This is a genomic window from Agaribacillus sp. DX54, assembly GCF_056858335.1.
Window position 1 is genome coordinate 29991 of sequence record NZ_JBXEQE010000024.1, and the last position, 20822, is coordinate 50812.

The 20822-nt window shown below is 39.8% G+C and carries 13 protein-coding genes; 4 read left to right on the forward strand and 9 right to left on the reverse strand.

Features of this window, described 5'->3' with window-relative positions; translation table 11 throughout:
- Positions 1 to 68: 68 nt before the first annotated feature.
- On the reverse strand, positions 69 to 3164 hold the full coding sequence (locus tag AC04NP_RS21545; protein WP_482862018.1) for a CHAT domain-containing protein: 3096 nt from the start codon (positions 3162 to 3164) through the stop codon (positions 69 to 71).
- Positions 3165 to 3379: 215 nt separating this feature from the next.
- Here AC04NP_RS21545 and AC04NP_RS21550 point away from each other — a divergent pair, with 215 nt between their 5' ends.
- Positions 3380 to 3793, forward strand: coding sequence for a hypothetical protein (locus AC04NP_RS21550; RefSeq protein WP_482862019.1), 414 nt, complete (start codon positions 3380 to 3382; stop codon positions 3791 to 3793).
- A 90-nt stretch (positions 3794 to 3883) separates the two neighbouring features.
- Here AC04NP_RS21550 and AC04NP_RS21555 read toward each other — a convergent pair whose 3' ends face one another.
- From AC04NP_RS21555 to AC04NP_RS21575, 5 genes are all read right to left on the reverse strand, one after another.
- The gene (locus AC04NP_RS21555) at positions 3884 to 7012 is read right to left on the reverse strand and encodes a CHAT domain-containing protein (protein WP_482862020.1); all 3129 of its coding nucleotides are present in this window, start codon (positions 7010 to 7012) and stop codon (positions 3884 to 3886) included.
- A 149-nt stretch (positions 7013 to 7161) separates the two neighbouring features.
- Positions 7162 to 8226 (reverse strand): ABC transporter ATP-binding protein, encoded by a 1065-nt coding sequence (locus AC04NP_RS21560; protein WP_482862021.1) that lies wholly within the window; start codon positions 8224 to 8226, stop codon positions 7162 to 7164.
- Positions 8207 to 9871, reverse strand: coding sequence for an ABC transporter permease (locus tag AC04NP_RS21565; RefSeq protein ID WP_482862022.1), 1665 nt, complete (start codon positions 9869 to 9871; stop codon positions 8207 to 8209). Before AC04NP_RS21565 ends, AC04NP_RS21560 begins: the two co-directional genes overlap by 20 nt.
- Before the next feature lie 36 nt (positions 9872 to 9907).
- Complete coding sequence (locus tag AC04NP_RS21570; RefSeq protein ID WP_482862023.1) at positions 9908 to 10963, reverse strand: Fe(3+) ABC transporter substrate-binding protein; 1056 nt, start codon at positions 10961 to 10963, stop codon at positions 9908 to 9910.
- Positions 10964 to 11067: 104 nt separating this feature from the next.
- Positions 11068 to 11355 carry a hypothetical protein gene (locus AC04NP_RS21575; protein WP_482862024.1) on the reverse strand — a complete coding sequence of 96 codons (288 nt, stop codon included), beginning with the start codon at positions 11353 to 11355 and terminating at the stop codon, positions 11068 to 11070.
- A 168-nt stretch (positions 11356 to 11523) separates the two neighbouring features.
- On the opposite strand from AC04NP_RS21575, the gene AC04NP_RS21580 reads away from it, so the two are divergent.
- The 3 genes from AC04NP_RS21580 (at position 11524) to AC04NP_RS21590 (ending at position 16365) form a co-directional block, all read left to right on the forward strand.
- The gene (locus AC04NP_RS21580; protein WP_482862025.1) at positions 11524 to 12462 is read left to right on the forward strand and encodes a hydrogen peroxide-inducible genes activator; all 939 of its coding nucleotides are present in this window, start codon (positions 11524 to 11526) and stop codon (positions 12460 to 12462) included.
- 164 nt (positions 12463 to 12626) lie between these two features.
- Positions 12627 to 15023: an ABC transporter permease gene (locus tag AC04NP_RS21585; protein WP_482862026.1), complete on the forward strand. Its 2397-nt coding sequence runs from the start codon at positions 12627 to 12629 to the stop codon at positions 15021 to 15023.
- An 88-nt stretch (positions 15024 to 15111) separates the two neighbouring features.
- Positions 15112 to 16365, forward strand: a complete 1254-nt coding sequence (locus tag AC04NP_RS21590; protein ID WP_482862027.1) for an aspartyl protease family protein — start codon at positions 15112 to 15114, stop codon at positions 16363 to 16365.
- Positions 16366 to 16380: 15 nt separating this feature from the next.
- Here AC04NP_RS21590 and AC04NP_RS21595 read toward each other — a convergent pair whose 3' ends face one another.
- The 3 genes from AC04NP_RS21595 to AC04NP_RS21605 form a co-directional block, all read right to left on the reverse strand.
- On the reverse strand, positions 16381 to 16848 hold the full coding sequence (locus AC04NP_RS21595) for a hypothetical protein (protein WP_482862028.1): 468 nt from the start codon (positions 16846 to 16848) through the stop codon (positions 16381 to 16383).
- 231 nt (positions 16849 to 17079) lie between these two features.
- A complete protein-coding gene (locus AC04NP_RS21600) occupies positions 17080 to 17970 on the reverse strand; it encodes a DMT family transporter (protein WP_482862029.1) in 891 nt (296 codons plus the stop codon).
- 177 nt (positions 17971 to 18147) lie between these two features.
- On the reverse strand, positions 18148 to 20682 hold the full coding sequence (locus tag AC04NP_RS21605) for a zinc-dependent metalloprotease (RefSeq protein ID WP_482862030.1): 2535 nt from the start codon (positions 20680 to 20682) through the stop codon (positions 18148 to 18150).
- Between the last annotated feature and the right edge of the window lie 140 nt (positions 20683 to 20822).

The window sequence follows — 20822 nt, forward strand, 5'->3', positions numbered from 1 at the left end:
CAGGTTAGTCAGTTACTGGCTAACCTTTTTTTGGATTAATACTCGGATAATTGTGTCTTTTGATCCTTTCAATGCACTGCTGAAGAAGCGCTCAAAAATTTTTTTATACTTAAGCCAACAAGTAAAACAACCAAAAATCCTATTATCCAATACAAATAGTTACGAGGCGCAATGACTTTTGATTGCCTGATGGGCACAAAAGCCGCCCAATAAAAAGGGTGGGCCGTAAGTTCGTCAGCTTTATCCAGATAACTTAATTTGGAATACCTCAGGGAGGTATTGATTTCAAGTCCTTCATTTAAGTTCTTATAAAAATCCTTCATCATACGTGCGGTAATCTGGTCATTAACTTTCCAAAGACTCATTACGATGGAGGGGCAGCCTGCATAGGCAAAGGCCCTGGCCATACTGAAGACACCTTCGCCCTTTTTGTAATTTCCCAACCCTGTTTCACACGCACTTAACACCACCATGTCGGCACCCAAATTTAAATTATATAATTCATGAGGGTATAATATGCCATCCTCTGATTCATGAGATTGATCCCTGAAATATAATTTGGCATCGATACTATCCCCTTTGCTAGCTGATCCGTGTATTGCAAGATGTAAGATGTCAAATCCAGGCGCCAGGTTTTTAAATTGCGCTTCCGTCGCCTCCTCCCCCTTGAGAAATCTGCCATTTATTAATGACTTTATCGCTTCGATTTCTTTGGCACTTCCCTGAATATGAACCAAACTTTCTCCCTCGTTCATGATAGTCGATCGCATTGTATTGTCAGAGTAGCTAAATGCTAATAGCTTTAAAGCCCTCTTTTTTTCTTTTACATTTTTGTTTAACAATAACTCTGTGGAATAGACATAGCCGATCGTCCAGTCATAAAGCAGGTAATCAGCGGTTTTGAAATTTGGTTTTTTCAGACCATCGTTTTTTGTAATGAGGGTTTCAAAAGGTAGATAAGCTAGCGGACCATCGGGGATAATAATCAAATTGCCCGGTTTGTCCATGGGCTTATTCAGGACAGAGGATAACAATTTATCAAATAACCAGGAAGAAAGATTTATGGTAGAATCAACCAGGTTGACCTGTGGATTTGACACTAATTTTAAATAATTATTGAACTTATTCATAAAAACCGAATCCCTTGACACTTTTTTAAATTGAACCGATTGACGGGTGATGGATAACATGTAAATGGCTGAATCACCCCAAAAATATTCAACCAGTGATTTATCATCGATCAAGGATTGAACGGTGGCAATAGAGTAATTTTTATGTTTGTATTTAATGTTAAAATATTGTGGGAAATTAGTGGATAAAAAAGTGGTTAAGGAATCCCTTTTTGTACTTAAACCAAAGAGTTTTTGATTAATCAAATTGATTTTTTGTGAATCAGGATAAGGTTTTTCTTTTTCATTTTTTAAAGCACTATTGAGGTTAGCAGTTTCCGTTTTCAGATTTCTTTCCAAAATTTTCACTTCTTCCGAAACCCCGGCTCGATTCAAAGTTTCTATGTTTTCCAGATTTTCCAATAACAGCCGGGATTTGCTTTTCTCCATAAAATTGAAGGCATATTGATAATAAATCTCCTCTTGCGTCATATAATATAAATCATAGGCACACTCCAGGGAGTGCTCATAAATGGATTTGTAGTCATTGGCTAGATATAATTTGGAATTTTCTATGCCAAAATTTCCTCTTTCAATAGTGATCAGGCTGTCAGCCAATAAAAATGAATCCATGGCACCCTTAAGCAATTTAGGATTCAAATCATTTTCAGTAGCCATTTTAGTTAAAATCTGCCCTTTGGATTTCAGTGCATCGATAAGATAAAAATTATATTCCATTTCCGCTAAAGAAGGGACAACCAAAGGGTCTTTTTGGTTAAAATTGTTCAAACCCGAAATCAAGGCGAGGTGGGCAGTGGTAAGCGCCGAATCCAACAAAGAAGTTTCACTGCTGAGCCTCTTGGCCAGAACTATCATGGATTTGGCTGTTCTGAAATGTTTTTTACCATAATATGACTTTGTCTCATCCACATATTTATGGATAAAATAAAATGCGGAATCAGGGTTTCCTAAATCTATATAGGCGATGCCCAGCTTATTATAGGTGTCCGCAAGTCCCGCCAGGTTCGCATTGCTTTGATAGGTGAGAAGTGCTTTATCATAATACTTGATGGCTGTGGAGGGGCGGTTTAATTGTCGGTATACTGTCCCTAGGTTATTATAGTAAAGAGCCAGACTGTTTACTGAACCAGGATCTTTTTGACCTGTAGTTGACCCAATTGCCTGATTGTAATAGTATATGGCATTTTCAAAATCTTTTATTTCATTGGAGATGTTTGCAAGCACGTTAAAACACCTTTTTCGTATGGCATGATTGCTACTGTCATATTTGTTAAGAAAGTCCAGGGTTTTATTGGCATAAATAAGGGCCTTTTCATGATCATTTTTTACTCTGTTAGTCACAGCGAGATTGTAATAACAATAAGAAAAGTTTTTTGCCACCGTATCTTTAGCGTTTTCTCTGATGACCAATTCTCTGGTGTAATACTTATCGGCATTGTAATACTCATTCAACCTCCAACGATACAAATTACCGAGCCTATGGTTTATATTGGCTAGTTTCAGGTGGTTATTATCATAGATGTTTTCCCTCGTAAGCAGGCATTTTGAATAGTGGGTTAAGGCACTATCCGCCTCATTTGAATAATAAAAGTAGTCCCCGAATTTCTCATGTAAGTCCGCGGCAATGCTGTTATTATTCCCATTATGCTTCACCCAGTAGCCCATTGCTTTTCGAAGTATCGGAGCTGTTTTCTTTCGGTCAACGGGATTATTGTAATTTTTTGCCAGCCTGATGGCTGTTTTGGCATAACCGATCCAGTTTTTTTCCTTTTCATACAATGAAAGTGCCGCAATGAAAAACTCCTCCGCTGCCCGGCGGCCTTGTTCTTTCTGCACGGAGAGCGCTTTGGTCAGATAAGGATGGCTGTAGTCATCAAAATTATCCATCACTACAGTGTCTTCTTTGATTGAAACTTTATCCTTATTTGAAATTTGATCGCCATGATCTCTGCATGCTAAAAAAACACCGGGAATGGCAAACAAGCAAAAAATATAGTATAATCCTACCCTGATATCACGGCAACTGTAACCCATTCTGAAAAGCTTTTACATTCTGAAGATAAAAATAGAAAGTTTGGGGTGAAGATGAAAATCAAGTATTTGGTGGCTTAATTGTTCGGTTTTTTTTATATTTGACCGCGGGTTGTGTAAGATGGGTTACCATTTGATGTTTTTTTAATTAAGGTAATTCAAGGATTTCGAATTTAATGAAATAACCGGAAAAGAACTATTAATCTAAATTTACCAATATGGCCAAAGGATTTATAAAAGACCCGAAGATGAATTCAAAGGAAAAACAGTATGGAATAATTATAGCCGAGGAACTTGATAAGTTTGGCAGATGTAAGGAGATTGTTTATTTAAAGAATAATGTTTCAAGAACCCTAACATTTGGAAGTCCGGTATTATTCAAAATAGATGAAAATGCCAAGGTGATTACAGGCCAAAATGGCTCTAAGGCTACAATAGAGTTAGCAACAGATGTTGTTTTAAACGAAAAGGAAATCGACGAACATCCCATTACCAAAAACCTGAATATCTTTGCGAAGGTACTTTTAAAGCTGGATCCAAAAGAATTGAACAAATTGACCAAAGAAACGGACGAGAAGGATATTGAGAGAACACTCAAAAAAGCCGTTGACAGGTTACTTTGCTCACCCTGAATACACCGGTTGTTCGCTTTTCTTTTTGGGAAAAAAAGGAAGCGTCATCATCGACATTAGCATCGAAAGTTGTTACAACAGGCACAAGGGCTATTTAAACGCTTTGTTTTTTGCCATGTACCATAATATTAAGGTGATCACACTAATCAGGAAGAAATACCCCAATACTTCGGCACTTGCATTTTGGTTCTGAAAAATTGGGGTACTCATATCTCCAAATGGTACAAAAGCTGCCCAGGCTGAAGGATGGGCGGTAAGCTCCTCAGATTCATTAATAAAGGTTATCTTAGCTTTCCTGAGCGCTTTATCAACCGTTGCTCCATCAACCAAATACTTGTAAAAGCTTCCCATTATATCAGCAGTTGCGTTATCCTTTGCTTTCCAATAGCTCATAATAATTGCTTCACATCCCGCATAGGCAAAACTCCTTGCCATGCTAAAAATTCCCTCTCCTTTAAACTGTTGTCCTAATCCTGTTTCACAGGCGCTCAGAACTACGAGTTTAGCGTCAATATTCAGGTTTAATACCTCATAGGAATGCAATACCCCGTCATTGGTGGAGTCAAGTTCATTCTTGAATAATAGCCTGTTACTTAATTTACTTTCATCGTCAGCCCTTCCGTGTACCGCCAAATGCAAAATGTCAAATTGGGAAGCCGTTGATTTAAAAGTGGATTCAGTGGCATACTGTCCTTTGTAAAAGGTGCCTTTTACAAACTTTGAGATAGTATTTATTTCCTTAGATGAACCAATTATTTCATCCCGATTTTTTGGTTTGTGGAATTCATTGGAGTAGCTAAAGGCCAGTATTTTTGGCTTGGAAATAGCTTGTTGCTTAGTCTTGGTTTTAAACAATAAATTAGCTGAATAGGCATAGCTGAACTGATGGTCTTTGATGAGGTAACTTAAATTTTTGTAATCGACTTTATTGTAATCTGCAACGGGTTTAATAATGGACTCAAAGGGTAAAACCGAAAGCCTGCCATGTGGAATAATAACCAGGTTTTTATTCAATGAATCCTTGGTCAATATTGGCTTCATTAATAATTCGTAAAGTTGCGAAGCACTTTGGCAAAAGCGTCTATAGTTTTCTAAACTGGTTATATCGGGTGAACTTGAAATTTGTTCTAAATAAGTGGTTATGGCGTTTTCTAATAGTTGGGATTTTTCTAATCTTTGAAATTTTATTATTTTATTCGAGATATTTAAGATATAGATATTTTTTTTCCCATAGTAAAACTCAATAATTTCAACGCCTCTGTTCTTCAGCGCTTTTTGAATATCTTTGATTGACAATGTTATACTGTCAAATTTGATATCGTAGTATCTTGGATATTCGTCTTTAAGCTTTTTATACAGTTTTTCTTGCTTAACTGCGGTGCTGAAAACCTTATTTTGTAACCTATCGACTTGTTGTTGATTCAAATTTTCGTCTTGTAGTAATTCGTCTAAATTTTGTTTGAAAAATGCCATTTCAACTTTTAGGTTTTTTTCCAGGGCTAAAAGAGAATCCGGAACTCCAAATTGCTGATTTTTTTTATTTTTTATTAATGATTCAAAAAGCAACATGTATTTTGTTTTTTCGATCAATTGGAATGCCGTATTTTGAAATTCAGGCTTGCCGGTTAGTTGATACAATAGAAATGCGCAATCGATTCCATTTTCCATTTGATCCTGAAAGTGATTTTCAATCAACACCAACCGGGAATCTTCAGTAATATCATTGTTTCTTTTTCGATCAATTATTTTATTAGCCAGTAAATAAGTTTTTAAAGAGGCTTCAAGATATTTGATATTATGGCTTTCATGATAACACCGCTTGAACAAAAGGGCTTTGCTGCTTATTACATGAACGAATCTAAACCCATGTACCTGTGAAGAAAATTTCGGATTGACGAAAACATCATTTTCATTAAAATTTTCGACTATGCTAATCAGGGCATTTTGATAGTGTTGCAGCGCCATCTCCAGATGTCCCTTATCAGCATACATATCACCTAAAAATTCATAAATTAACCCGGTTCGGGCATTTTTTGTGCCAAACTGTTTTAGTTTTATTTCTAAACTTTTATTGAAGTATATCAATGCGGAGTCATACAGTTTTAGTTGTGTGTAAACCAATCCCAAACTCGTAAAGTTATCAGCAATTTCATCCAAATCATCAGGGAAATACAGTTCATTTATATGAAGGCTCTGAGTGAAATATGATTTGGCTAATCCAAGCTCTTTTTGTTGTAAAAAGATTGTTCCTAATCCATTGTAATAAATGGGCAAATCATGGTTGTTTTCGCCAAATTTGGCTTTTGAAATTTCAATGGCTTTTTGGTAATGTAACTCCGCATTTTTGTAGTCATTTTTGTCATTATAGATATTGGCTAAAACATTATGACATAACCCAATCCGTTGCTTGTTTTCTATTGGATTCATCATCGCTATTTTTAATGCCTTTAATCCGTAATTAATGGCACTTTCAGTATCATCATTTAACCTTTTAACTCTTGCCATGGAATAATAACCACGGATTAGATCTACATTGGCACTATCCAGTAGTTGGCTTTTAATGTCTACCGATCTTTCATAAAAGTTTTCGGCATTGTTATAATCCGAAAGCTGGTAAAAATAAACATCACCAAGCGCTTTTAAACTTTCAGCAACTAACAGATTATTGTTGCCAAGTTGTTTAACCCTGTTGTTCAAGGCTTTTTGATGAAAGGATATCGATTGGTAAGGCTCATTTGTTTCCTCAAAATACTTTCCAAACCAATATTGAATTTCCGAAAATGATAAGCTTGTGGATTCCAGATACTTTTTTCCCAATTCCCATGTATTTTCTAAGTTTATCAACAGGCTGTCATAATAAGAGATGTCATAATAGCTCCTGTCAGCGTAATAAGAAGAAACCCTGTTCTTCGCAGAAATCAAGCCCTCCCAATTCCCGTCTTTCTCAAACAATGAAACCGCCGCCTCGTAATAAGGTATGGCATTTGTGAAACCCTCCTTATTCCTGATTTCGTCAGCTTTTATAAGATATGGATGGGTGTATACTTCACCCATTGGCTTAGCTGCCAATGTTTCCAGTGAATCGGACTGACTACCCATGGCATTTGCTTCCACAGATTTCTGATCGGAACTGCCGGAATCACAGCGTTCCAGGCCAATGGAAAGCAGGACAATTCCGAATAGCCAACTAGCTATGTTGGGGGCAGGTTGGGGAATCATGAAAGGTGTTTTTGATCAGGTATAAATTTACGCATATGACCCGGAAGATGGAAATGGCATGAGACGAATCTGTCTTATTTATCGATAAACACAACATCGAACTAAACCTATCAAGGTGAATGCCACAACCATTCACGGGCGGTTGAGATTTACCCGGATGATGGTAATATGATTTTTGCTTTATGAAAGTCGATTTGAAAAAATACCAGGTTGCCGGCCCGATAATTATGGTTGGCCGGCGCTTTGATAAAAAGTAAATGAGGTTGGAATTTCGGGGTACCGGCTGATACGGTCAAAAGGCAATGATCTCCCATATAATCAGAAGCAACGAGCCGGGCGGCCAAACCACATTCACTTTGCTTGACAAGATTCACATTTTCAGGGCGAAAAATGATTTTGAGTTGGTCTTCTGTCCACTTGTCTGGTAAATTTAGATGCTCACCGGCTTCGGAGTGCCAGCCGGACTCGGTTTTATGGAGATGTAAAGTGTTGATTTTACCAAAGAACCTGGCGACATTTTCATCAGACGGATTAGTATATATTTCGACAGGATTGCCTGTTTGTAGTATTCGGCCATGATGCATGAGAGCTATCTTGTCGGCTGCCAGCAATGCATCAGTGGTATCGTGTGTAACAAAAATTGTTGTGGCTGATGCCTGCTTTAATATTTTTTTAATCTCTTCACGAACCTGGTTTTTTAGCACACTGTCAAGATTACTAAAAGGCTCATCGAGAAGGATAACTTCAGGCTTCGGAGCCAATGCACGAGCCAGTGCCACTCGTTGTTGTTGCCCTCCTGAAAGTTGATGTGGAAAACGATTTTCTATGCCACATAGATTTACCAGGGTTAAAACCTCCTCGACTTTTGCAGCTTTTTCCTGCCTGCTTATGCCCCTCAGCCCAAAAGACACATTGTCAAAAATACTCAGATGAGGGAACAGCGCCAGGTTTTGAAAAACCAAACCCACCTTTCTGTTTTCGGGTTTGACAAATGTCCGGGTGTCTGATACCACCTGATTTCCTATCAGGATTGCACCCTTGTCAGGATGTTCCAATCCGGCGATTAATCTTAGCAGCGTGGTTTTACCGCTGCCACTTTCGCCCAGGAGGGCCAGGGTTTTACCGGCTTCCACCTGCAAAGAGATATCCGAAACTACCGGCCCATCCCTTTTAAAATATGTTTTGGATAAATGCTCAATCTGCAATGCTTTCATAAAATGAATTTCCGGAGATTAATTTACTTAAGATAATAATGGGGATGATACCGGTAAGCACAATAATGAGGGCTGCATTGGCCGATTCGGCCACCATTTCATCGCTGGCCAGCTCAAAGGCCCTGGTAGCCAGGGTATGGAAGTTGAATGGTCTCAGTATCAGGGTTAGCGGTAGCTCCTTCAATACATCAACGAAAACCAACAAAGCACCACTGACAAGCGCACCTTTCATTAAGGGGACATTGATTTTTACCAGGCACCTGAAAGGACTGAAGCCCAGCGTTCTGCCTGCTTCAGTAAGCTGCCACCCAATTTTTTTGAATCCTTCTTCGGCCGGATTGAATGCAACCACCAAAAAACGTACAAGATAAGCAAAAATCAATATAAACAATGTACCTGATATGATCAGTCCTGTAGAGTTGCCGGTAACTCTTTCAAGAAAATTGGTCAAATACCTGTCCAGGGCCAGAATTGGAATCATAACCCCGACCGCGATGACAGCACCCGGAATAGCATAACCCATGTTAGCTACCCTGGCCGCGGCATCGGAAAAATAACTGCGAGTCAGTTTGACAGCGTAAACAAGGATCAGGGCCACCAAAACACATAGAAACGCTGCAACCGCCGCAACAGAGAAGCTGTTGACAATCATTTGCCAGAATTCCTGACCCAAAACTTCTTCAAAAGTTTTATTTGCCCAAAAGCCTAACTGTAATACAGGTATGATAAATCCAAACAAAAGGGGAATCAAACAAATAATAAATGTAGCAATACGCTTTATCCCCTTCAATTGAAATCGGGCGAGGGCCCTAAAGCTGTTGGAGATTTGTTCATACTTTCTTTGTCCCCGTTGTATTTGTTCCAGCCCCAGGAGAAACAAGACGAAACCCATTAACAAAGCTGATAAAAAAATAGCCGACTGTATGTCTTCAAGAGAAAACCAGGCCCTGAAAATACCGGTAGTAAAGGTAGGTACGCCAAAGTATTTAACGGCGCCGTAGTCATTGAGTACCTCCATGACGACCAGGCTTACCCCGGCGAATATGGCCGGACGTGCAAGTGGCAGGGCCAATTTGTAAAATACCTGCCATGGAGTACTGCCCAGTATACGGCCGGATTCGATCATCGACCTGGATTGATTGATGAATGAGGCTCTTACCGTGGCAAAAACATAAGGGTATAAAACGAACGATAATAAAATAATGACTCCGTAGATGTTCATAATATCAAAAGCAAATACCTCATCAGGAAACCATTGGCGAAAGATAATCTGTACGGGGCCGGCATAATCGAATATACCGGCATAGGTATAGGCAATAATGTAGGAAGGAATAGCGAGAGGTAATATCAATGCCCACTCAAAAAACTTTCTTCCTGTAAAATCGCAGGTACTTACCAACCAAGCTGTTGACACCCCCAGTAATGTGGTCAACAGTCCTGTTCCAAGAACCAGAACCAGTGAGTTAGCCACATAATCAGGCAACAGGTTTTTTTGGATATGACCCCAGGCTTGTCCGGGCCCTTTAAAAAGGCCAAAGAATATAGAAAGCAGCGGAATGGCAATAACAAGGACAATAACTATCAGGTAAACTGTCCACGAATTAAAAGTAACTTTTCGTGAGGCCCGATATTTGTTTAATGCCAAAATCTATTTGAATCATTTGTCAAAAATCGCCGGATTCTATTTCCAGCCGACTTCATCAAAAATTATAACCGCATCCCTGTTATTTTCACCCAAAACAGAAAGGTTAACGGAATCAGACTTAAATGTTCCCCAGGAGTCTAAAAGCGATGCAAATTTAATTCCGGGCTTAACCGGATATTCAAAGTTAGCGCCTGCAAAAACTGATTGAGCTTTTTCATCTGATAAATATTCTATAAACTTTATGGCGTTTGCCTCGTTGGGAGCGTGATTGGCAACAGCAGCACCACTCACATTAATGTGTGTGCCACGGCCGTCCTGATTCGGGAAGAACACCTGTACGGCTTCGCCAGCATTTACCTCTTCTTCCACTTTTGAATCCAGCAGTTTTCCTATGTAGTAAGAATTGACCACAGCAACATCTCCAATGCCAGAAGCGATAGCCTTTACCTGGTCCCGATCGCTGCCTTTAGGTTCCCTGGCCAGGTTATTAACAACAGCTTCAGCCCATTTTTTGGCCTCATCCCTCCCGTTTGCGGCAATGAGCGAAGCCAGTAATGACTGATTATAAATATTGCCTGAGGAACGGATCAATAACTTTCCATTCCATTTTTCGTCCGCCAGAGATTCATAGGTAGTAAGGGCAGTGGGGTCAACGCGGTCAGGTGCGTATACAATAACCCTGGCCCGGTAGGTAAGACCGAACCAGTAACCTTCCGGATCCCGGAATTTGCCAGGTATATTATTTTCCAGTAGGCCGGATTTAATACTTTTAATGAGGCCCTTTTCTTTGGCTCTGTGCAACCTGCCTGCATCAACCGTAATTAACACATCCGCCGGGGATTTTTCACCTTCCATCTCCATTTTCTGTATCAGTTCATCCGCACTGGCGTTTACAACATTCACCTTTATGCCCGTTTCAGTAGTAAAATCAGCAAAAAGTTGCTTGTCTACCTCGTAGTGCCGGTGGGTGTAGACGTTTACTACTTGTTCATCCGTGTTTTCGTTTTGGGTACCTGCCTTTTTAATATCACAGGAATATATCATAACAATGGTGATGGCTATCAAAAAAATAGTTAATTGATTTTTAAACATGGTCTATTTGTTGATTTTGAATTATAAAAATAGAAAGTATTTAGAATAAATCTAAATAATTAAAGGTGAATAAGTTATTTTGTTTTTAATATGGAGGATAAGGGCTAGACCAGCGAAGTTCTTTCGTAGTTGCAAAGGTCAAGCAACAAGTCAACAATTCCTGTTTTGTCTTTTAATTTAAACCCCAGGTAATTGAAGGTTAGGACCTCACCATTGCTGGAATTAAATTGTATATTGCCTTTAATCTGGTTGTTTTGCAGAGAGTTGATCAGGATTTTGTAGATGATTAAATCTTTACCGTCGCTGTAGCAGCAGTCAAGCTTCCAGGTTAGATCCCGGTGCTGCTCTATCAGGTAGTTTAAAAGGTTTACTATGGTAGATTTTTTAATCATAATTACAACCGGAAATTTACGAATAAATTTGCTAACACTAACGATCTTTCACCTTTGAATTGTCGTTTACAACTACTGGTTACTTAATTAACGTAAAATATTTGTTGGTTGTTCCCTGAAAGTTAGCTTTGGGATAATTTACCAGGTTTTTTTGATAAAATTATAGCTATGACCTTAATACAGTTAGAGTATATTGTTGCTGTCGATACCTACCGGCATTTTGCCAAGGCTGCTGAAAAATGTTTCATTACTCAGCCTACCCTCAGTATGCAAATTCAGAAACTGGAAGACTCGTTGGGTGTAATAATTTTCGATCGTAGTAAACACCCGGTGATACCCACCGAAATAGGCCAGACAATCATCAAACAAGCAAGGGTGGTTTTAAATGAGTCAAAAAAAATACAAGAGATCATTGACGATGAAAAACACGAGCTGGTTGGCGAAATCAGGCTTGGGGTGATCCCTACATTATCACCTTATCTTTTACCCCTTTTTATCAACACTTTCGTTGAAAAATATCCCAAGGTGAATGTCCTTGTAGAGGAATTTTTGACCTCACAAATTATTAAGCGGTTAAAAAATGACCTGCTGGACATAGGCCTTGTGGTGACTCCGCTTAAAGAACAGGGTATCTTGGAGAAACCCCTGTTTTATGAGGAATTTTATGCGTATGTATCAAGTTTGCATCCTTTATCCGGGCAGGAGGTTTTAACGACTCATGATATTGATGTCAATGATTTATGGTTATTAAACGAGGGGCACTGTTTCAGGGAGCAGGCGCTCAACTTATGCGGGGCCTATCAGGAAAAACCAAAAAATGAACATTTCAGGTACGAAAGCGGCTCCCTGGAGGCGCTCAGGAAAATCGTTGATCAAAGACGGGGGCTTACTTTGCTGCCGGAATTGGCCGTTTATGATTTATCTGTCAACAACAAAAAAAAACTGAGACCCTTCGTGGCACCGGCACCGGTCAGGGAGGTGAGTCTCATCATGCATCGCAGTTTTCTGAAGCGAAAAATTGTCGAAGCCTTATTTAAGGAGATCATCGATTCCTTGCCTCCGGAAATGGCCGGAAGAAAACAGAAGAATGTCATAAACTGGCGTTGAATGGGCTGATTTATATATAAAAAGTGTTCAATATTGATCAATAAATGTCATATATACGAACATATTTTGCTTATTATTAACAATAATACAACATAAATATCTCTTTTACAGCAAGTTATACTTAATGGTATATTAATTGACGGAAAAAAGTCAAAGTTGGCAGTATGCTTAAAAATTATATCCTTATTGTTCTCAGAAATATTGAAAGATATAAGATGTATAGCTTTATCAATATTTTCGGGCTGTCATTAGGTCTGACATTCAGCGTATTGCTTTTACTTTATATCAATTACGAGTTTAGCTACGACCGGTATCATCATCAGGCCCGGCAAATCTACCGGATAGCCGCAGATGCGGTGATTAAGGATGATTATTTCAGCATCGCCACCACACCCGCACCGCTGGGGCCTGTATTAAAACGGGAATTTAACGAGGTGATCGAGTTCACGCGCGTCGTGGATTTGAAAAGGGAAATGGTGGCAGTAGATGATAACCAGTTTTTTGAAAATGATTTTTACTATGCCGATCCCGGCATTTTTAAAATGTTTGATTTTAACCTGCTTCATGGGGATCCATATACATGCCTGAATGAGGAGCATGCTATAGTCATTTCCAAAACCCTGGCTGAGAAATACTTTGGTACGGTTGAAGCGCTTGGGAAGAAAATCTATTTCGGTGGCAACCGACAACCATTAAAGGTAACAGGAGTGCTGGAAGATATCCGCCCTAACTCGCATTTTGTTCCGGCCGCCTTTATTTCTTACCGGAATATACCGAGGGAAAGAACTACGAATTGGGTGAATTTCAGCGAATACACATATGTTCTTCTGCCAAAAAATTATCCACCGGACCAATTTTTGCCCAGGCTTAAGGAGGTTTACAACCGATATATGAAAGAAATATTTTATCAATTTAACGCTTCGGCGTCATTTTTTCTTCAGCCACTCACTGATATTCACTTGTATTCCAAACTGCAGGCCGAAGTAAGGCCTGGTGGTGAAATATCTTACATCTACATTTTTTCAGCCATTGCCCTGTTTATGATCATCATTGCCAGCATCAATTACATGAACCTGGCAACTGCGGGATCTGTAAAGAGGGCCAAGGAAGTTGGGCTGAGAAAACTGGTGGGTTCTTACAAAACTCAATTGATGAAGCAATTCATTGTCGAGTCGGTTATATTTACCACATTATCCATGATAGTAAGCTTAATTAGCATTAAATATCTCGTCGGACCATTTGCTGCTATCTCGGGTAAAGCGATCGATTTATCAGTACTTACTTCACCAGGTATCATGATGGCACTGCTGGGAATTATTTTGCTGGTCGGGTTAATGGCCGGAAGTTACCCGGCTTTTTATTTATCAAGACTTAACGCGATCGAGGTATTGAAAGGAAAACTCTATGGAAACCTGGGCAACCTGTCTCTAAGAAAAATGCTGGTTATCACCCAGTTTGGGCTCTCCAGTATCATGTTGATATGCACTTGGGTGGTGTATGATCAGTTAAACTATCTGAGTGACAAGGATTTGGGTTTTGATGAACGGAATCTGGTCAGGATCCCTTTACATAGTGAATCGCTGAAGTCAAAGTGCAACCAACTGTCCACCTTTTGGGCGTCTCATGAAAACATTGAATTTGTTGCGTCCGGTGAATGCACACCCGGGACAGGGGACTTTATTCAATCAGCATTTTACGTTGAGTCGAATCATGGTAGAATGCAGGAGCGGTTATTGCTTAATTTTAACGTCGATGAGCAATATCTGCCGAGCCTCGGAATTCAGTTACTGGAAGGCAGGAATTTTTCAAGGCAATCGCCTGCCGATTCGTTAGATGCGGTGATCGTAAACCAGACATTGGTTAATAAAATGGGTTGGCAAAAGCCTGTAGGTATGAGGGTCGACATAGTGGTAAACGAAGATTATAAAATTAAAAATGCAAAGGTCATTGGAGTAATCAGGGATTTCCACATGCGCTCACTTCATGAAAAAATTGAGCCCATGGTTTTGACCTATAAAGCACACAATCAATTTATGTTGATAAAAATCAAAGATAAGGAAATTAAGAGTACACTTAACTTTATGCACGAAGTATGGGATAAACATATCACCGAAGCACCCTTTGATTATAGTTTTGTCGACGATGATTTAAGAAAATACTACATTGAGGATGAGAGAAAAGGGAAAATATTTGCAGTATTTTCGGGTATTACCATTCTTATCGCCTGTTTAGGGTTATTTGGGTTGGCGTCCTTTACAGCCTCTCAGCGGAAACGGGAGATTAGTATCAGAAAGGTTAACGGAGCGACCTTTTCGGATATCATTTTTTTGGTGGCCAAAGATTATTTGGTACTTATAGGCATTTCCATTGTGCTGGCCTGGCCTTTTGCCTATTATTTTGTTATCAACTGGTTACAAAACTTTGCTTATAGCGTAAGTGTAAAGCCGGCAACTTTCGTTTTAACCGCAATTGTTACCATCATTATCACGATCCTCACCATAAGTTTCCATGCTACCAAAGCCGCGTGTACCAATCCGGTCAAGCCTCTTAAAGTGGAATAATCCGGGAACAACAAGGGATATTTTAATTGACCCCTGGTTGTGTATTTGCATATATTATTGTTATCTTTTAGTCTGTTAACTGCCTAGTATGAGAAAGATATTAAAGCGCCTACTTTTTATTATCTTTTTATTCATTGGCCCTGGTTCCCTGTGTTTTTCACAAACAACTACGCGTCAGGTGTTTGGGTTTAATATTGACAATGGTAAAAAGAAAACAGAGTTTAAATTTGAAAATTACAACAATCTCATCATTGTTTCCATGCTCCTCAATGACGTGCTGCCGGTGAAGTTTATTCTTGATACCGGCGTAAGAACGTCGATTTTAACGGAGCGGTCACTGAGCGATTTTTTGTCTATTAACTATGATCGGAAAATTCCGCTGGTGGGGACAGACGGGTCAAAAGTAATTGACGCCTATGTTGCCAACAACGTAACGTTGCAGTTACCCGGAGCTACCAGCAAAGGTCAGGGTATGCTGGTATTGGCTGAAGATTATCTGCAACTAAAAAACTATCTGGGGGTGGAGGTTCATGGTATTTTAGGATACGAATTATTTAGCAGATTCGTAGTAAAAATAAACTACGATAAGACCACCATTACACTTTATGATCCGGAGCAATATAAGCCCAAAAGAAACCTTAAGATCCTACCTATCAGTATCGAGGACTCGAAACCCTTTTTATCAGGTGATGTGATGATGTTGAATGGAAAGAGCTTGACTGCGAAGCTAATGATGGATACGGGGGCAAGTCATTCGATTCTTTTGCAGACCGGCATGCATGCGTCTTTAGAAATCCCTGAAAAAAGGATTTTTACCACGCTGGGCAGGGGTTTGGGTGGTAACATCGAAGGTTATATCGGCCGGGTTAAAAAGGTACACATCAGTGAGTATCAATTTCAGCAGGTGATAGGTTCTTTTCCGGCTTCTGAAATGCTGGTCAACCTGTACAAGCCTAACAACAGGCAAGGAACCATTGGCGGGGGGTTGCTTTCCAAATTTGTGGTTACAGTCGACTATTTTAATGAGCGGGTTTATCTGAAAAAAGGAAAAGGTTTTAAAAAAGGATTTGAATACAACATGAGCGGTATCGAAGTAAAAGCCATAGGTACTGACCTGGATACGTTTATCATAAACGAGCTTACAGCCGATTCACCCGCTGAAAAGGCGGGATTAATGCCAGGGGACATTATTCTTAACATCAATGGTCATAGCTCTTCAAATGTTAAACTGAATGACATCAATGCGTTTTTCCGATCTAAAGCAGGCCGGAAGATCAATCTCGTCGTTTTACGGGAAGGATTGAAAATAAAGAAAAGCTTTAGATTGGAAAAGGTAATCTGAAATCAATAACCCGGGTTATTGATGGGCAGATTGAAAGAGGCTAGATAATCGCCTTTTATTCTTTTTATATTTAATATATAAATACCGCTGAGTTTTCCTCGACCTGATTACATTGACGATGGCTTTAGACAGGCTTTCACCGGATAACCCGTCTTTGAGCAGGAAATCACTCAACCCGGGTATATTAATCTGATTTTTATAAGAACTTTTTAACAAAGTAATAGGAATATGCCTGGTTTTGTTGTTGCTGTTGATTTTATTGGAAAAATCTGCCAGGCTCTTTTTATCTATGGTATCATCAACCAAAATACAACCGGGTTTAAACTTCAAAATCCTCATGAGACTGTCCCGGGTTGAAAAACAAAAATCTGCGATAAATTTTCTCCCCTTCAGATTCTTGAGTTGGTTCTTGATGCGGGATAGTTCTACGGGATTGTTTCCTATGATGAGTACATTGATGGTATTGGTGATATATTTATCCATGTTCCTGAGGCCTTTCTACTGCTATTTCCTGCTACGTTAGGTTTGACTGTGATTAGATACAATATTATACAAAAGGTTTACTAGATAACGTTTAATTACCCGAAGTGTTCCACAAAAGTGTCTTTTTTTCGAAATATTTCGACCAATGCTAAAAATGTAAAATTAAAACCTGGCAAAACGTCGATCGGGGGTTTTATCACTTTGATAAAGTCAACGTAAACCACCGGGGTATCAGGAAGCCCGGGGCTTTGTTTTCTTTAACGAAATCAGGTTTCCCAATACAATCAAAATGGTGCCGGAAACAGAATAAGGAGTCCATTGAAATCCCTCAAAATAGTTGGAAATAAACAGGGCTATGATGGGGGTGAGCAGGATCACGTAGGCTGCCTTGTCAGGACCTATATTTCCTATCAATTTCAAATAGGCACCGAAAGCAACCATGGACCCCATGATCGCCAGATACATCAGGGAAAGCAGATAAGTCCATGAGCTGTCGAAGATAAAACTGCTTCCGGACAATATGGCAACAGCCAGCAGGGCCAGTGAGCCGTAAATCATTCCAAACATGTTGGTTTGAATGATAGGTAATTTTTGTCTTTGATTGTAAGCCGATGTAATATTTCCCAGAGAAGCCAATGTTATACCCACCAAACAGTAAAGCAGGCCGACAAAATTGTCATTGGAAAGGTCGAGGGTGATAAATTCCTCTTTGAAAATAAGAACAATACCCCCTACCCCCAGGATTGCGCCGAACACAACCCTGTTCCTGACTTTATTTTTAAGAATAATGGCTGCAAAGAAGATGTTCAGAAAAATCAAAATGGAAAAAGCGGCAGCGACCAGCCCGCTTGTAAGATACTTTTCTGACAGGTAAACAAATAAATAGTTAAATCCAAAAAGAAAAAATCCCTGCAGGGCCATTAGCAGGTGGCTTCTTTTCGAGAATTTCAAATCCAGTTTAAAAACAACACAATAGACCAGCAATAACAAGCCGGCTATACCAAACCGGTAGCTTACAGACAGCAATGGGTCTGTAACACCAAGCTGAAATTTAATGATAAACCAAGTGCTTCCCCAAATTAAGGTGGGGATTATGAATAGAAGAAAATTACTGCTTTTCAATACGACTAAGTTAAATTAAAATAAAAATGACAATTAAAATTAAAAAAGTTAGCGGTGGCGTTCACCGGATATTTTCACTTTCATTGTCATTTTTATTTTAATTTTTATTGCCCGACTGGTAAAAAGAATGAAGCCCCGGGGAGACCAGGGCTTTCAATCAACCAAAACATAAAACTATCACTTTGGATTCAATATATTATCGATACGCTCCAAAGCGTCTACTAAGTGATAACGTGACATTCTATCAGAAGTTTTGGAAATAGTCGATTTTATTTGACTTTTCAGTGCACTTAATTCTGCCCGGACCAAGGGTCTGATATCTGATTGACTCACATCAACCCTTGTAAAGCCCACAAAAGCGCGAAATGAAGGTGAAACAGAATTTTGCTCCCGGGTCATCAGGTGTTCGAATCTTTCGATATAGGCACGCTGGAGATTTCGGCGATAGGTATCGATTTTTTTACCAGACTGCAATTCCGACCAGATACCCTTTCTCAAATCACCGAGCATTTCCAACGGGGTATAGGTTTCGTTGCCCAGCATGGTTTCAGCCTCAATTAGCCTGGCGATTCTTCCGGGGTCCAGTAAGTTGTTAAGTGTGGCAACCTGTAAACTTCTGATCCGGTCAATGGCACCGGCCGCTTGTATTTTTCTCAGCACATTTTCATCCAGCAACCATTGCGGAGTAGCAAATGTTTCCTTTTGTAAGTAGGCCATAGCTTTTTGTTGCTTACTTTTTTCAACCACAGTGTAAACTTCACCGGATTGATCGTAGGTCTTATGGTTTTCATAAACACCGCCGATGTTAGCCCTGACATGACCATTGTACCGGTTCCATTGTGCCAGTACCTGGTTATAGAGTTCATCCAGATCTTCATAGTTTTTGCCCTCTTCTGCGGTCCACTCGAGTAAATTAGGTACAATTCTTTGGAGGTTTGCAACACCATAGCTGCTGGCTTTCACGGCATCGTTGCCCAAATCTTCGGTTTGGGATCTGGGATCAATGGGATTGATAGTTTGCCTTCCATAAAAATAAAGCGGATCATCTTTTTTGTCAGTGATCCATTTGTTAAGTATGGCTTTTTCATCCTCACAGCTTTTTGCAGAAGGAATAGGTTTATATCCCCATTCTATCACATACTTATCATAGATGCCAATGTCGGGCATCAGTGAAACACCCTCATCTTCCGGCTGGGCGACGTAGTTAAACCTGGCATAATCCATGATTGACGGGGCCGTACCCATTTTTTTTGTAAATGTGGCAGACCTTAGTGAATCAACGGGATAGGCATAACTGGAGCCCATATTGTGTGGAAGGCCCAGGGTATGTCCCACTTCGTGAGCAGACACAAAGCGTATGAGTCTTCCCATGACCTCGTCTTTAAATTTTACACTTCTGGCCTCCGGATTAACAGCCGCTGTTTGAATGAAAAACCAGTTTCTCAACAGGTTCATGACATTGTGATACCATATAATATCAGATTCGATTATTTCTCCTGACCTTGGATCATGTACATGGGGGCCCTGAGCGTTCTGAATAGGGTTGGCCGTATACCTGATTACCGAATACCTGACATCTTCAGGGTTCCAGTCAGGATCTTCTTCCGGTGAAGGTGGATCTTTAGCTATGATAGCATTCTTGAAACCGGCTTTTTCAAAAGCTACATTCCAATCCTCGACGCCCTGCTTCAGATATTTTCTCCATTTTGCAGGCGTGGCCGGATCTATGTAGTAAACGATTGGCTTTTTAGGTGCTGTCAGCTCACCTCTTTTAAACGCTTCCATATCCTTAGGCTCTAATCTCCACCGGGTAATGTACCTTCTGGTCGTAGCTTTCTGCTCATCCAGGCCGTAATCTATCTGTGCGACAGAAAAGTATCCTACCCTTTCATCGTACATTCTGGGCATCATAGGCTCTTTGGGTAGTAGAATAAAGGATTGGTTCATCTCCATGGACAGGGAGTTGGTATTAGTATTGGAAGGCATTTTGGTAGCACTGAATGTGAGCACATGCCTGACCTCCACATTCAGGGGAAAACTTTTCATGCTGTTTATCAGACTCCTTTTTTTGTCCAGGCTTCTCACGCCGAATCGTTGACGCTGATTTGAGCTTAGCGGACTCAAAATCGGTATATCGGTGTTGAAAAGTTCATTTGTCTCTATGACATAAGCCGCAGAGTCCTCACTTAATGCCTTGATATCAAAGGCCATGATAATCGGTTCAAAATTATTGTTTCTTACGGACTCGTATATGGGCTTGTCTTCACTCGCCACACTATTGAAGGAAACAGATCTCAACAATAATTTCTTTTCATGTTTTTGCCACCTGAATACCTGCTGACCCCTGGCCTTCATGCCGGCGCCGCCAAAATTGAAATCGGCGATTGTTCCTGAGATCCTGCTTACAACCAGGATCTCACGCTGCAGCAGGCTATCGGCAATTTCAAAATAGTACTTGTCCTCTACTTTGTGTACTTTGAAGAGCCCGTCATCGGTTATGGCCTCCGCGGTGATTACTTCTTTATAGGGTTTAATACCGTTTTTCTTTTTGGATACTTTACCAGTCGCCGCTTCAGTCTGGCCTTTCCTGTTTTTTTTCTTTTTACTTTTTGTCTGAGAACTGGCATCGGGATTAAATCCAATTACCAATATAAAAAGTAGCAAAAGGCCCACTGAACGGGTGATTTGATTGTTTTTGTAAGGGTTATGCATTGCTCAATTATCGATAGTTTTCACAAAATGTACTAAATGGTAGTAAGAAATTTAGCTAAATTCATTTACTTAGGGTTACTCAATTATATCAGCGGTTTGTAAGTTATATTAATGGAATATTTCTTCCTACCACTTTTTGA